The following is a 13616-nucleotide window of genomic DNA, read 5'->3' on the forward strand; positions in this document are numbered from 1 at the left end:
GGGGTGCGGTGACGGGCCTGCGCGGGTGGGGTGCCGGACTGCTTCGCTTTACGTCCGGCACCCCACCCGCTCCGGCCCGTCCCCTCCCGTTGGGGGTGGGTTGAAGGCCGGTGGGGGTGGACGTGGCTGGTCCGGTGCGCCTGGTGATCACGAGAAAAATGGGTCATCCGAAACGACCGGAAACGGCCCCACGGCCATGACAATGGCCCGCCCCCACCCACGTTTACTTACTCCCCCACGGGAGGGGACGGGCCGGAGGGGCCGGTGTGTGGGACGTAAAGCGAAGCAGTCCCACACACCGGCCCCGGAGGCCCGTCACCGCACCCACAGCCCCGCGCAGCGGACCCGGCCCGCCGCAGGCGGAACGGCGACAAGCCCCCACGGCGGGAAAGCCAACAACGTGGGGCACAAGGCGCCGTCAGGCGCCACCCGTGTGGACCTGGAAGGCCGCGCGCCGTACCGCCTTGGCGAGTGCCGGGTCGGGGTGGGCGGCGGCGAGGGCGACCAGGACCTGGACGGTGCGGGGGTGGCCGATGGCGCGTACCTCCTCCAGGAGGCGGGGGACCGAGCCCTGGACCGCCGAGTCGAGGTGGCGCACCAGCAGTTGGGTCTCGCCGTGGTCGGCGACGGCCGCCGCGGTGTCCACCCACAGCCAGGTCGACTCCTCACGGGTGAGCACATCGGGGGCGGTCTCCGGGTCGCCGCCCTCGTGCTCGACCAGCCACAGCAGGGCGTACGGCCGCAGAGCCGGCTCGTCGGCCGCGGCGCGTACGGCGGCCTCGGCGGGCGCGCCGACCGCCCGCAGTGCCTCGAAGGCCAGGCCGCGCAGCAGCGCGTCCTCGCCGCGGGCCACGGTCAGCAGCTCCTCGACGGCCGCGCCGACCGAGCGGGCGGCGAGCCAGGCGCGGTACTCGGCGCGGGCCGGTCCGGGGGTGAGCCGGGCACAGCCGCGCAGCATCGCCTCGGCGGACTGCTCGATATGGCCGGCCGGACTCTGCGCGGCGACGCAGATCTGTTCCAGCTTGACCCACACCGACCAGTTGCCGAGCGGCGTCAGCTGTGCCTCGGACGCATGGCGGAAGGCCTCGTGGACGCCGTCGGGCGCACCGTCCGGCGCCACCAGCGCGCCGACGGTCAGCAGGGCGTCCAGCGCCCAGGCCAGCAGCTCGGCCAGCGACGCCCCCGCGGCGTCGTCGGCCGCCGGCGCGGCATGGTCGGCGCTGCCCGGGGACGGGTCCTGGCCGTAGGGGACCTCGCAGCGCTCCGTGCGCAGCTCGGCGACGCGCTGGTCCAGCATGTCCAGCAGCACCGGCAGCCGGACGGGCCCGGCCGACAGGTGCAGCAGGGACAGCAACTGGGGCAGTGCCTCGACGACTTCGGCGACTATCGTGGGGCCGGCAGTGGCCGGGGCGGGGCGGGCCAGGGACCAGGCGTCGAAGAGCGCGACCCAGCCGCGTAGCACGGCGGTGTCGTCGCGGTCCCAGGCGCGCAGCCGCCAGCCGGGGCGGGCAAGGCCGTCGTGGAGCTCGACGAGGCCGGCGAGCCGGGCCCGGTCCCAGTCGGTGCGGACCTGCTGCGGCGTCAGGCGAAGGGCTTCGGCGGCGCGTTGTGCGGCGGCCTTCGGCAGCGCCCCGTCCGCTCCGGCGCGCAGCGCGGCGCCGTCGGCCCAGCGGGCGAGGCGGGCGGCGCCGGCCAGCACGGTCCGGGCCTGCCGGGCCAGTTCCGCGGGCGGCGGCGTGCCCTCGGGCGGGCGGGGCGCCGGACGCTTGGTCCGGGTTGTCACCGCCCGGCGGGCGGCCGCAACCGGTTGACGGGGGACGATGCGGAGCCGGGAGTCGCGCGGGGTACGGGACGTCACAGGAGCAGTGTTGCCGCTGTCGGCCCGAAAGCCCAATCGGAACCCCGCCTGCGACCTGCCGGGGGCATGTCATCGTGCCGGCCCGTCCCTGATGAGGGGAGTTGTCGCCCCGTATGCCCGGACGTCATCGGGCGCCGGCTCCCGGCGGGGCGGCGGGCCAGCGGACGGACGGGGCGGCGGACCGGCGGACGGACCGGCGGGTGTCACATGAGCGGGGTGAGGAAGCGCCGCAGTGCCTCTTCGCAGCCCGTCGGGTCGGCGTTCCACATCGCGGCGTGCGGTGCGTGCGGGACGGGCTGGAGGGTGACCAGATCGGCGCGGCGGGCGGCGAGGGAACGGGAGGCCGACCAGGGGGCGATGAGGTCGTCGGGGCCGTGGAAGAGCAGGATGGGGACGTTCAGCCCGTCCGGGTCGACGGCGTCGGGCCGGTCGACGGGCATGCCCGTGGCGCCCTCGGCGGCGCGTACGACCAGTGGCAGCAGGACGCGCGGGACCCGCCGGGCGGTGGCCAGCGCCCGGATGGTGGCGCCCCGGTCGAGAACCGGGGAGTCCAGGACCAGGCCGCTGATCCGGGCGCGCAGTGCGGAGTGGGTGGCGGCGCGCAGCGCCATGGCCGCGCCGGTGGACCAGCCGTAGAGGACGATGTCCTGGGCGCCGTAGCGGACCGCGTAGCGGATCGCGGCGTCGAGGTCGCGCCATTCGGTGTCGCCGAGGTGGCTCAGGCCGTCGGCGGTGCGCGGGGCGCCGAGGTCGTTGCGGTACGTCAGGTCGAGGACGGGCAGCCGGTGGCGGTGCAGGAACGGCATCACCACCATGGGGTGCGCACGGGTGGTGCCCAGTCCGTGGACGGTGATGACCCAGGTGTCGCGTACGCCGGGGAGGAACCACGCGGGGAGGGTGCCCAGTTCACCGGGGATGTCGACGTCGGCGCAGTCCAGGCCGAGGGCGTCACGGGGGTTGCCGACGTGCACCTGCGGGGTGAGCCGCATCCGGTTTCCCGGTCTGAGGGTGCCGTGGGTGACCCGCACCAGGCGCCGTACGACCGCGTCGGCGGGGTGCGGTACGCCGTGGATGACATCGCCGACCACCGCGTGGCAGCCGGAGCCGGTGAGCCCGTAGGTGCCGGGCCGCAGGGTCGCCAGACTGCGGGTGAGGGCGATGCGGTTCTCGGTGGCGGAGTGCACGGTGAGGCGGGAGTCGCCCGGGAAGGGGTCGTCGGGCGACGGTTTCAGGGCAATGTCGCCGGCGTACCGGCCGACCGCCACGGCGGCCGCCCCGGCACCGATCACGGTGGTGGCGGCCACGGCCGCCGCGGTAACCAGGCGCACCTGTTCAGTGTGCGCAGCGGCGGCGGGGGCGGCCACTTGGCGGTGCCGGGCGGGTGACCGGGGGCCGGGTGGACGGCGAGCGGGGGCCGCGCCGTCGTCCACGGCGGGTGCTCAGCCCCGCGGGCCGTAGCCCCGCAGTTGTGCGGCGGCCGCGTCGAGCTGCGCGGCCGACAGCAGGTGGGGCGTGTGCCCCGGTACGGAGCTCGCGGTCAGCCAGACCCGGCACATCCACTCCAGCTGGGCGGTGCGGTCCAGCGCCTGGTCGAGGCTGTCGCCGTAGGTGAGGGTGCCGTGGTTCTGCAGCAGGCAGCCGGTGCGGTCGCGGAGCGCGTCGAGCATGTGGGCGGCGAGCGCGTCGCTGCCGTACAGGGCATAGGGGGCGACACGCACGGGGCCGCCGAGCGCCGCGGTCATGTAGTGGACCGGCGGGAGTTCGGGGACGAGGGTGGAGACGGCGGTGGCGTACGGGGCGTGGGTGTGGACGACGGCGGTGGCCGTGGTGCTGCGGTAGACCGCCAGGTGCATCGGCAGTTCGCTGGTCGGCCGGAGCGTGCCGATGATCTGGCGTCCTTCGAGGTCGACCGCGGTGGTGTCGCCCGGCCCGAGCCGGTCGTAGGGGACGCCGCTGGGGGTGACCAGGATCAGGTCCTTGATACGGCGCGAGACATTGCCCGAGGTGCCGACGACCAGTTGGTCGGTCACGGTTCTGCGGGCGGTGGCGACCAGTTCGCCCCAGGCTTCGGCGAGGCGGTCGGCGTGGTCCTTCATGGGTCCTCCGGCGCGGTGCGGCGAGTGGCGGATTGCGGTGCGCGACACCGTACGAGCAGGCCGGGGCAGAGTACGACGGGGCCCAACCATCCGGCATCCGCTATATAGGAATATCTACCCACTGAGGAGAATTGACCTAGGACGTTCCACCTTGCGTTGGTTGTCCGTTAACGTCGCCAGGAGCCCGCGCGCGACGCCCTCGTGGGGACGGCTCGCCGGCCCAACTCATCAAGTTCGCCAACGGGTGAGGCGGAAGTGACGCGGGAGACTCCTCCGTGTGAACACTGCGGGGGTGTCATCGCCGCGCCCGTCCCAGTTCACTTTCCGTTCACCCGCTCTCCGTACGGTCCCAACGACTCTGACCGACGAACTGATTGCCTGGGTGAATGGAACACATCACGCTTCTCATCGGGATCGTGATCGTCACGGCCTTGGTGTTCGACTTTACGAACGGCTTCCACGACACGGCCAATGCAATGGCCACCACCATCTCCACCGGGGCATTGCGACCCAAGACCGCGGTGGCGATGTCGGCAGGGCTCAACCTCGTCGGTGCGTTCCTGTCCGTGGAGGTGGCCAAGACCATCTCCGGCGGGATCATCGACGAGAGCGCCGGCATCAGACCTGAAGTGATCTTCGCCGGCCTGGTCGGCGCCATCGTCTGGAACCTGCTGACCTGGCTCGCGGGACTCCCCTCCAGCTCTTCCCACGCTCTCTTCGGCGGTCTCATCGGCGCGACCCTGGTGTCGGTCGGTACCCACGGGGTGCACGGCGAGGCCGTGGTGATGAAGGTCCTGATCCCGGCGGTGGCCGCCCCGGTCGTGGCCGGCCTGGCCGCGATGGCGGCGACCCGGCTCACCTACCGGCTGACCCGCCACCGCGACGAGGCGGACACCGCCAAGGGCTACCGCGCGGGGCAGATCGCCTCCGCCGCCCTGGTCTCCCTCGCCCACGGCACCAACGACGCCCAGAAGACGATGGGTGTGATCACCCTCGCGCTGATCACCGGTGGTGTGGTCGCCCCGCACGCCGACCCGCCGCTGTGGGTCATCGCCTCGGCCGGTCTCGCCATTGCGCTCGGTACGTACCTGGGCGGCTGGCGGATCATCCGCACGATGGGCAAGGGCATCACCGACATCCAGCCGCCGCAGGGCTTCGCCGCCCAGACCGGCGCGGCGGCCACCATCCTGGCCTCCTCCCACCTCGGCTTCGCGCTCTCCACCACCCAGGTGTGCTCCGGCTCCGTGATGGGCTCGGGCCTGGGCCGCAAGGGCGGCGTGGTGCGCTGGTCCACGGCCGGCCGGATGGTCCTGGCCTGGGGCCTGACGCTGCCGGCCGCGGGTCTGGTCGCGGCGGGCGCCGCGTTCCTGGCGGGGCAGGGCGACTGGGGTGTGGCCGCGGTGGCCGTGCTCGCGCTCGGTATCTGCGGCGCGATCTGGGCCGCTTCCCGGCGCAAGCCGATCGACCACACCAATGTCAACGAAGGCCCGGCCGCGGAGCCGGTGGGCGTGGTGACCGCCGCGCTGCGCACCGTCTCCCCTCCCCCGGCGGGCCAGCCGGCCCCGGCGGCGGATGTCCCCGTGACCGACGCCCCGGCGGCGGATGTCCCCGTGACCGATGTCCCGGTGACGGACGCCCAGCCGGCCGACGCCCCGGAGGCCACCGGGATCCCGGCCCAGCCGTCCGGCCCCGGCACCCCCGCGACACCCGCCCCGCGCCCCAAGGCCGCGACGGTCTCCCGCTAGCTGTCATCACCTGATAAGGAACTCCATGAGCATCGACTGGGCAGCTCTCGGCCAGGTCTTCGGCGTCACCCTCGCGGTCACGGTCGGGATCGTGGGCCTGTTCACCGTCGGCATCGTCGGTACCTCCCGCAGCCCGCAGCCGGAAGGCGCCGCGGCCGCGGTCGCCGCACCCGGTGCGGGGGCGCGGGCCGGCGCGGTGGCCGCCTTCGCCCTGTGCGCGGCGGCGGTGGCCTACGGCATCTACCTGATCGTCGCCGCCTGACCTCCACCGAAGGCGGCAGCGGCACCGGAGAGCGCGAGGCGCCCGGCGGACCACACGGCATCAGCCGTCGTCCGCCGGGCGCTTCGTCGTCGGTGCGCCCCGTCCGCCGAGCGCGTCATCGGCCTCCCGGGCCAGCCGGTCGGCGATGGCCGTGCCGCCGCGGCCGTTGAGGAAGGCGGACACCCCGAGCTGAACGACCTTGCTGAAGGTCTGGTAGTGAGCGCTGCGCGGGCGCGGTTCGGCCGCCAGCAGCGCCTCGTGCAGGGTGCGGGGGTCGGGGCGCGGCTCCGGCGCTCCCGGACCGCCGCGCTCCGCGTCGCGGGGCGGCAGCGGGCAGCGTGGTGCCGTGGGCCCGTCGCGGTACGCCGAGTCGCGGGTGGCCGCGAAGCCCCGCTCCAGCAGACAGCGTTCGCTGCCCGCACCGGTCAGCGCCTCGATCAGGGAACGGGCGCCGGCCGGCCGCTTGCTGCCCGCGGAGATCGCGAGGTTCTGTCCGCCCAGCACGGACATCCGCTTGCCGTCGCCGGTGCGGGCGGGCAGCTGGGTGACGTCGAACTCCTTGCCCGGCGTGAGCTTCCGGGCGACCGAGGCGTACTCGACCGGCCAGTTGCGCATGAACAGCGCGCGGCCGTCGGCGAACCAGCGGCGGCTCTCCGTCTCGTCCATGGCCGTGGCCTCGTGCGGCATGATCGAATCGAGCCGGTGCTTGAGCTCGGCGACGCCCAGTTGCAGCGCGCCGACCTGCCCGCCCTTGGTGAAGCTGGTGGCTTCCGGGTCGCCGCCGTAGACCCAGGCCGACTCCAGGGTGTTGACGGTCAGCCCCTCGTAGGGCCGCAGCTGGGCGACCATCCCGTACATCGTGGGCCGCTTCTTCCCGCCGGCGGCGGCGTCGTGGGCCGCTTTGAGGTTGTAGTCCTTGGCCACCTCGGTCGCCACGTCCTCGAGTTCGTCCCAGGTGGACGGGGCGCCGTGGTGGTACGCGTCCAGGATGTCCTTGCGGTAGTAGAGCAACCCGGCGTCGGTGTTGAAGGGCACGCCCCACACCTTGCCGTCGTACTGCACGGTCTTGGCCACGCTGCCGAGGAAGTCCCCGTCCAGGCTCGCGGGCCAGGGGCGGATCACGCCCGCCTCGGCGAACTCCGCGGTCCAGGCCACATCCAGGTTGAGCACGTCGTACCCGCCGATGCCGGACTGGCCCGCGGCCAGCAGCTGGCTGCGCTGGCCGTCGGCGGTGTCGGGGAGTTCGACGATCCGGACCGTGCGGCCGTGCGCCTTCTCCCAGGCGTGGATCAGGTCCTGGCGGATGCCGGAGCTGCTGAGGTCGCTGCCGGTGGCGAAGACGATCGCGCCCTTCTCCGGGACGTCCTGCTCCCCCGGTGTGCAGCCGCTCACCGCCAGCGTCAGCAGCAGACACAGCGCGGCGGCGGGCGTGGTGGTGCGCGCGGCGGTCATCGGTCCCCCTTGGCGGCCGTGCCGATGGAGGCGATCCGGCCGGCCAGTGTGTCGACGGCCTGCGGTCCTGCGGGCACGCACTGTCCGTGCGAGGCGCCGGCCAGCTGCCGGAAGGCGAAGGTGTCACAGCCGGACCGGCCCAGCACCAACGTCAGGATGGGCACGTCGGGCTTCTCCTCGAGGAGGGCGCCGAGCGTCCGTTCCACGCTCGCCGCACGGCGGCCCTCGCCGTCGTCCTGGTCGAGCAGGAGCACGATGGCCTTGTTGGTGGCCGGGGACTTCTTCATCGTGCGCAGGGCACGGGTCAGCGCCTCCTCCATCGCGGCGCCGTGCTCGACCAGTCCGCCGCCGGCGATCCGGTCCAGCGCCGCCTTGCCCGGGGCCGGGTCGGCGCTGCCCAGCCGGACGAGTTCGCGCACCGCGTCGGGGTCGGCGGGGTGCGCGCGGTCCGGGAAGGCCCACAGGCCGTAGGTGTGGCGCGGGCCGGCCATCTCCAGGGCGCGGCCGGCCGCGCTCAGGGCGACCGGGAGCCTGCCGCCGTCCGCCATGGAGGTGGAGGTGTCCATGAGGATCAGCACCTGGCTGGATTTTTGTGCCTTGTCGTAGCCGTCCAGCACCTGGGAGACCTGCGCCGGGCCGGCGGTGAAGGGCACGACCGGTCCGACGGGGTCGACGTCCGCGCGGCTGTCCCGCAGCGGTGAGCCCGGTGGCGGGCTCGTCTCCCGCACCCCGCGGTAGCCCTGCGCTGTGAGGGTGCGCTGCCCGCCGTCGGGGGCGCGGAGCCAGGCGGCGAAGCTCGCGACGGCGGCCTTTCGCACGGTGGCGTCCGTGGCGCCCTGCCAGTCGACGCGGACCAGGGGGTGGTCGAGCGCGGGGGCGTTCCGCGGGTAGTAGGCGAGGTAGCGGTTGCGCAACGGGAGCGCGGACGGGCGGGCCGGGCAACTGCCGATGGCGTGGCCGAGGTTGTAGTCGGCGAGGGACTTCTCCGACACCAGGGGCGCGGACTTCGCGCGGTCGACGGAGCCGGCGGCGTCGGTGCCGGTGTCGGGCCGCAGCGAGCACAGCAGCTCGGTGCTGCCCGCGTACTGGCTGCCCGGGGCGGACAGCCGCTCCTCGGCCTGCCGGGCGAGGGTGAGGTCGGGCGCTCCCGTCGAGGTGCCGTCCGGGCCGTCGTGGGCGAGGTAGAGGCCGAGGGTGTGCAGCAGGCCGGTGCCGGACAGCACCGGGCTGGGCCGCAGGAGTGAGAGGTCGTGGTGGCTGCCGTCGGTCTGGGTGAGCAGATCCGGCCAGGAGGCGTCGGCCGGTTCGACGTCGTCCAGCCGCCGGCTCTCCGGGATGCCGACGACCAGCGGGGTGTAGGCGACGGGGTCGCTGTAGTGGAGGGTCGCCGGGGAGGCCGTGGCGGGCATACCGCGGCGGGCCTCGTAATAGTCGGCGGTGGACTCGGGGATCCAGATGTCGGGCTGGGGTCCGGGCCGGTTGAGCGGGTCGAGGCCCTTGTCGGCCGGCCGGGCCTGCCCGGTACCCAGGGCCTCGCCCTGCCAGCGTCCGGCGGCGGCGAAGCCCTGGTCGACCTGGTCCCGGGCGGCGGAGTAGACGGTGATCTGGGCCCGCCGGCAGCCGTCGGGGAGGTTGCCCTCGCCGGTCAGGGGCCGGGTGTTGGTCTCGGACATCTCGTAGTCGAAGGCGGCCTGGCGCAGCGCGGGTTCGGCCTCGGGAGCGGTGAGCAGCCGCAGTTCGAGGGCGGGCGGGCAGGGCGCCCCGTCGTTGGGGAGCTGGAGCAGGACGACGCCGGTGACGGCCGGTACGAAGATGATCGCCAGGATCAGCAGGAGTCCGGTCCAGCGCCGGAAGGACGACTTCAGCCTGCGGCGCAATCGGATCCGCAGCGGGGTCGGCGGGCGGGCCTCGGGGGTGGCGAAGGACAGGATGACGTCGTCGACGGTGTTCTGCTTCGCCGAGCGCGGCTCCCAGACGTCGCCCATCGGGGTCCGTTCACCGGCCAGTTGCTCCCGCAGCGCCCGGACCAGGTCCTCGAAGGTGACGAAGCGTTTGCCGGGGATGCCCTGTTCCAGGATCTGGACCAGGGCACGGTTGAAGACGCTGCCCCCGGTGGGTTCCTCGCCGCTGAAGATCCGGCGGTTGGGCTGCGCGGCCATCAGCAGCGAGGTGGGGTGGCGGCAGGAGTGGAAGGCCTCGCTCGCGTTGCCGGCGTAACAGCACTCCAGGACGATCACGATGCGGTCGGCCCGCGCGTTGTCCAGATAGGACAGCACGGTGTCCTGCCAGGAGACGGTCTTGTGCCGCCGTTCCGAGGCGCCGACCATGAGGTGCAGATTGCCGCCGTCGCTGCCCACCCGGCCGTGGCCGGAGAAGTACACCAGCAGCAGCCCGCGCGCCTCCTGGACGACGGTGTCCAGCGCCTGTTCCACCTCCCAGGGCTCCTGGGGCCGGCAGGTGACGACCTCGCCCTTGGTGAACAGATCGGTGCCGGGGGCGAGCAGAGCCCGCTCCAGCTTGCGGACGTTGTCCTTCACCGCGGGCAGCGGGCGCAGCGTGCGGTAGTCGTCGACGCTGATCAGCAGCGCCCGGTTGACCTTGCCCCGTGCGTCGTATTCGGACATCCGGCTCAGTCCCCGGAGGTGCTGCCGCTCCCGTCCGCCGGGCTGCCGGGATCGGGGCGTTCGGGGGCCGCGGTGGCCGGGCCCGTGTCGCCGAGCGCGTGCAGGTCCCCGTCACCGGCCCCGACCGCGACGGCGGGCCGCTCGCCGGTGTCGCGTTCCTCCCGGCGCCGGCGCAGCCACTCCTGCAGGGCGATGGTGAGACTTTTGGTGATCTCGCCGGTGACGGCGCCGATGATGACCAGGATCAGGTCGTCGAGGCCGGCGGCCATGTCACCGGGGCCGTCGTCGCTCTCGTCCGCCGGCCGCGGCCGGAGCAGCCAGTCGTGGCCGTGCCGGTCCAGCCACGGCTCGCGCTCCAGCCAGGCCCTGAGGTCTTCGAGGTCCTGGTCCGGATTGTTGGTGCCCGTGATCCTGAGGCGGATCTCGTGGCGGTCAGCGCTCTGCGGCATCCCCCGGCCCCCTTCCGGCGGCCCCGTCGCCACCGTGCACCACCAGATAGTGACGTGAGATCAGGGGCACGGGCAACCGTCTGTGACCTTCCTGCCACGCTGTGGCGTGCACCACAGCGCGTGCCACGGGGCAGCGTTGCAGGTCAAGGGCGAGTTGACGGGCATCGCGGGGCGTGGTGGACTGCCGGAGCCATTCGGCGACAGCTGAGGAAGTCCGGTGCGAATCCGGCGCGGTCCCGCCACTGTCACCGGGGAGCGTTCCTCCAGCGAAGGCCACGGTCCGCCTCGCGTACGTCCGATGACGTCCGCAGGGACTGGAAGGCCGGAGGACTCGCCGATCCGGGAGCCAGGAGACTCTTGTCGCCGTCACGTCGAGCCAGGGCGCGGACCCTGAGTGAGGACACACCGCCATGCCCGGCCGCCCTTCGAGATCTCCACTGCCCGCCGCCACAGGGTCCGTTGGACACGCCGCAGCGGCGGTCTGACCGGTGCGCGGCGAACACGCGGGATATGCGTGCGGCGCGGCCCTCGGCTTCCTCGGCGACCTGATCGCGGCGGACCCGCGGCGCGGCCATCCGGTGGCCGCCTTCGGACGGGCCGCGAGCGCCGTCGAACGCCGGCTGTGGCGCGATCACCGCGGATACGGGGCGGCGCACGCCCTGCTGTGCGCGGGCGGTGCCGCCGCCGGGGCCGCGCTGCTGGAGCGCGCCGTACGGGCCGCCGCGCCCGCTTCCCTGCGCGACGGCGCCCGGATCGCGCTGACCGGGGCGACGGTCTGGGCGGTGCTGGGCGGGACTTCGCTCGGCCGGGAGGCCCGGGCCGTCGGCGGTGCGCTGACGGCGGGTGACCTGGAGGTGGCGCGGGAGCGGCTGCCGCATCTGTGCGGCCGCGATCCCCAGGCTCTGGACGGGCCGCAGATGGCCCGCGCGGTGGTGGAGTCGGTCGCCGAGAACACCTCGGACGCCGTGGTCGGCGCCCTGGTGTGGGGCGCGCTGGGCGGGGTGCCCGGTCTGGTGGCGTTCCGGGCGGTGAACACCCTGGACGCGATGGTGGGGCACAAGTCGCCGCGCCACCGCCGCTTCGGCTGGGCCTCGGCCCGTCTCGACGACCTCGCCGGCTGGCCCGGCTCCCGGCTGACCGCCGCCCTGACCGTGCTCGCGGGTCCCGACCGGCGCGGTGCGCTGCGGGCCTGGCGGGCGGACGGCGGCGCCCATCCGAGCCCCAACGCGGGCCCGGTGGAGGCGTCGTTCGCGGGCGCGCTGGGCGTCCGGCTGGGCGGCACGCTGGCCTACGGCGGGCGGGTGGAGCACCGGCCGCAGCTCAACGGCGGGGCGCCGCCGGTCGCGGTGCCCGACATCGAACGGGCGGTGCGGCTCTCGCGCCGGGTGAGCGTCCTGGCGCTGGCGACGACGGTGGCGGCACGGCTGGCGGCCGGGGCGCTGTGGCGGGCCCCGGTGGCCGCCGTCCGGCCGGCCGCGGGTGCGGTAACGCGCAGGACCGTGCGGGCACTGGCGCGTACGGCTCACGACAGCCGGAGTCCCGGCGTATGAGGAGGACCCGGTGAACGGGCGGTTGAAGGCATCGGGCGGGGCCGTCGGCGGTGGCCTGTTGGTGGCCGGTACGACGTCCGACGCGGGCAAGAGCGTGGTGACGGCGGGCATCTGCCGCTGGCTGGCCCGGCAGGGCGTGCGGGTGGCGCCGTTCAAGGCGCAGAACATGTCGCTGAATTCGTTCGTCACGCGCGAGGGCGCGGAGATCGGGCGGGCCCAGGCGATGCAGGCGGCCGCCGCGCGGGTGGAGCCGACCGCGCTGATGAACCCCGTGCTGCTCAAGCCCGGCAGCGACCGCAGCAGTCAGGTGGTGCTGCTGGGGAAGCCGGTGGGCGAGCTCAGTGCCCGGGGCTACCACGAGGGCCGCCAGGAGCAGTTGCTCGGCACGGTCACCGACTGCCTGGCGGAGCTGCGGCGTACCCATGACGCGGTGATCTGCGAGGGCGCCGGCAGTCCGGCCGAGATCAACCTGCGGCGTACCGATCTCGTGAACATGGGGCTGGCGCGGGCCGCCCGGATCCCGGTGGTGGTGGTCGGTGACATCGACCGCGGCGGGGTGTTCGCCTCCTTCTTCGGCACCACCGCGCTGCTGTCCAAGGAGGACCAGGCGCTGGTCGCGGGGTACCTCGTCAACAAGTTCCGCGGCGATGTGACGCTGCTGGAGCCGGGCTTGGAGATGCTGCGCGGCCTCACCGGGCGGCGGACGCTGGGCGTGCTGCCCTTCTCGCACGGGCTCGGCATCGACGAGGAGGACGGACTGAGGGTGTCGCTGCGCGGTGCGGTGCGCGAGAGCGTGGTGGCTTTGCCGCACGGCGCGCAGGTGCTGCGGGTGGCGGTCTGTGCCGTCCCGCTGATGTCGAACTTCACGGACGTGGACGCGCTGGCCGCGGAGCCGGGCGTGGCGGTGCGGTTCGTGGACCGGGCCGAGGAGCTGGCCGACGCGGACCTGGTGGTGCTGCCGGGGACCCGGGGCACGGTCCGGGCGCTGGCGTGGCTGCGCGAGCGCGGGCTGGCGGACGCGGTCGTCCGGCGGGCCGCCGAGGGCCGCCCGGTGCTGGGCATCTGCGGCGGCTTCCAGATGCTGGGCGAGCGCATCGAGGACGACGTGGAGTCCAAGGCCGGCACGGTCGACGGGCTGGGGCTGCTGCCCGTGCGCGTACGGTTCGCGGCGGAGAAGACCCTGGCGCGGCCGGTCGGCGAGGCGCTGGGCGAGCCGGTGGCGGGCTACGAGATCCACCACGGGGTCGCCGAGGTGACCGGCGGGGACGAGGCGTTCATGTCCGACGGCCAGGGGCGGAGCCTGGACGGGTGCCGGGCCGGCTCCGTATGGGGCACGCACTGGCACGGTTCGCTGGAGAGCGACGGCTTCCGGCGGGCCTTCCTGCGGCGGGTCGCGGCGGACGCGGGCCGGGCGTTCGTCCCGGCCCCCGACACCGCCTTCGCCGCCCTGCGCGAGGAACAGCTCGACCGGCTGGGCGACCTGATCGAGGAGCACGCGGACACCGGCGCGCTGCTGCGGCTGATCGAGGAGGGAGTACCGGAGGGGCTGCCGTTCGTGCCTCCGGGGGCGCCATGAGGGT

10 protein-coding genes and 1 riboswitch are annotated in these 13616 nt (G+C 74.1%); of the genes, 4 read left to right on the forward strand and 6 right to left on the reverse strand.

Annotation, left to right across the window (positions count from 1 at the left end):
* Positions 1-418: 418 nt before the first annotated feature.
* From ABZ851_RS19555 to ABZ851_RS19565, 3 genes are all read right to left on the reverse strand, one after another.
* Entirely contained in the window at positions 419-1858 is a 1440-nt protein-coding gene (locus tag ABZ851_RS19555) for a hypothetical protein (protein ID WP_361128963.1), read from the reverse strand.
* A 203-nt stretch (positions 1859-2061) separates the two neighbouring features.
* On the reverse strand, positions 2062-3186 hold the full coding sequence (locus tag ABZ851_RS19560) for a hypothetical protein (RefSeq protein WP_361128966.1): 1125 nt from the start codon (positions 3184-3186) through the stop codon (positions 2062-2064).
* Positions 3187-3297: 111 nt separating this feature from the next.
* Positions 3298-3954: a class II aldolase/adducin family protein gene (locus ABZ851_RS19565; RefSeq protein ID WP_361128969.1), complete on the reverse strand. Its 657-nt coding sequence runs from the start codon at positions 3952-3954 to the stop codon at positions 3298-3300.
* Between the two features lie 386 nt (positions 3955-4340).
* On the opposite strand from ABZ851_RS19565, the gene ABZ851_RS19570 reads away from it, so the two are divergent.
* Both ABZ851_RS19570 and ABZ851_RS19575 read left to right on the forward strand, forming a co-directional pair.
* Positions 4341-5699 (forward strand): inorganic phosphate transporter, encoded by a 1359-nt coding sequence (locus ABZ851_RS19570; protein WP_361128972.1) that lies wholly within the window; start codon positions 4341-4343, stop codon positions 5697-5699.
* Between the two features lie 25 nt (positions 5700-5724).
* Positions 5725-5961, forward strand: a complete 237-nt coding sequence (locus ABZ851_RS19575; protein ID WP_361128975.1) for a hypothetical protein — start codon at positions 5725-5727, stop codon at positions 5959-5961.
* 60 nt (positions 5962-6021) lie between these two features.
* Here the strand turns inward: ABZ851_RS19575 and ABZ851_RS19580 are convergent, their stop codons facing one another.
* Genes ABZ851_RS19580 through ABZ851_RS19590 form a run of 3 tightly spaced genes read right to left on the reverse strand, consistent with a single transcriptional unit; the run spans position 6022 to position 10486 of the window.
* Positions 6022-7413, reverse strand: a complete 1392-nt coding sequence (locus tag ABZ851_RS19580; protein ID WP_361128978.1) for an extracellular solute-binding protein — start codon at positions 7411-7413, stop codon at positions 6022-6024.
* Entirely contained in the window at positions 7410-10037 is a 2628-nt protein-coding gene (locus ABZ851_RS19585; RefSeq protein ID WP_361128981.1) for a VWA domain-containing protein, read from the reverse strand. The genes ABZ851_RS19580 and ABZ851_RS19585 overlap by 4 nt, the downstream gene beginning before the upstream one ends.
* A gap of 5 nt (positions 10038-10042) precedes the next feature.
* Complete coding sequence (locus tag ABZ851_RS19590; protein ID WP_361128984.1) at positions 10043-10486, reverse strand: hypothetical protein; 444 nt, start codon at positions 10484-10486, stop codon at positions 10043-10045.
* A gap of 205 nt (positions 10487-10691) precedes the next feature.
* Positions 10692-10843, forward strand: a riboswitch (cobalamin riboswitch).
* 131 nt (positions 10844-10974) lie between these two features.
* Between ABZ851_RS19590 and ABZ851_RS19595 the strand changes: the two genes are divergently transcribed.
* Together ABZ851_RS19595 and ABZ851_RS19600 are read left to right on the forward strand one after the other, a co-directional pair.
* Positions 10975-12036 (forward strand): cobalamin biosynthesis protein, encoded by a 1062-nt coding sequence (locus ABZ851_RS19595; protein ID WP_361128987.1) that lies wholly within the window; start codon positions 10975-10977, stop codon positions 12034-12036.
* A gap of 10 nt (positions 12037-12046) precedes the next feature.
* Complete coding sequence (locus ABZ851_RS19600) at positions 12047-13612, forward strand: cobyric acid synthase (protein WP_361128990.1); 1566 nt, start codon at positions 12047-12049, stop codon at positions 13610-13612.
* The last annotated feature ends 4 nt before the right edge of the window (positions 13613-13616 follow it).

Source organism: Streptomyces sp. NPDC047049, from assembly GCF_040643995.1.
Taxonomy (GTDB): Bacteria; Actinomycetota; Actinomycetes; order Streptomycetales; family Streptomycetaceae; genus Streptomyces; species Streptomyces mooreae.

Coding starts and splice junctions, on each gene's coding strand:
- ABZ851_RS19565 (WP_361128969.1), bottom strand. CDS start 3,954: ATGAAGGACCACGCCGACCGCCTCGCCGAAGCCTGGGGCGAACTGGTC.
- ABZ851_RS19570 (WP_361128972.1), top strand. CDS start 4,341: ATGGAACACATCACGCTTCTCATCGGGATCGTGATCGTCACGGCCTTG.
- ABZ851_RS19575 (WP_361128975.1), top strand. CDS start 5,725: ATGAGCATCGACTGGGCAGCTCTCGGCCAGGTCTTCGGCGTCACCCTC.
- ABZ851_RS19580 (WP_361128978.1), bottom strand. CDS start 7,413: ATGACCGCCGCGCGCACCACCACGCCCGCCGCCGCGCTGTGTCTGCTG.
- ABZ851_RS19585 (WP_361128981.1), bottom strand. CDS start 10,037: ATGTCCGAATACGACGCACGGGGCAAGGTCAACCGGGCGCTGCTGATC.
- ABZ851_RS19590 (WP_361128984.1), bottom strand. CDS start 10,486: ATGCCGCAGAGCGCTGACCGCCACGAGATCCGCCTCAGGATCACGGGC.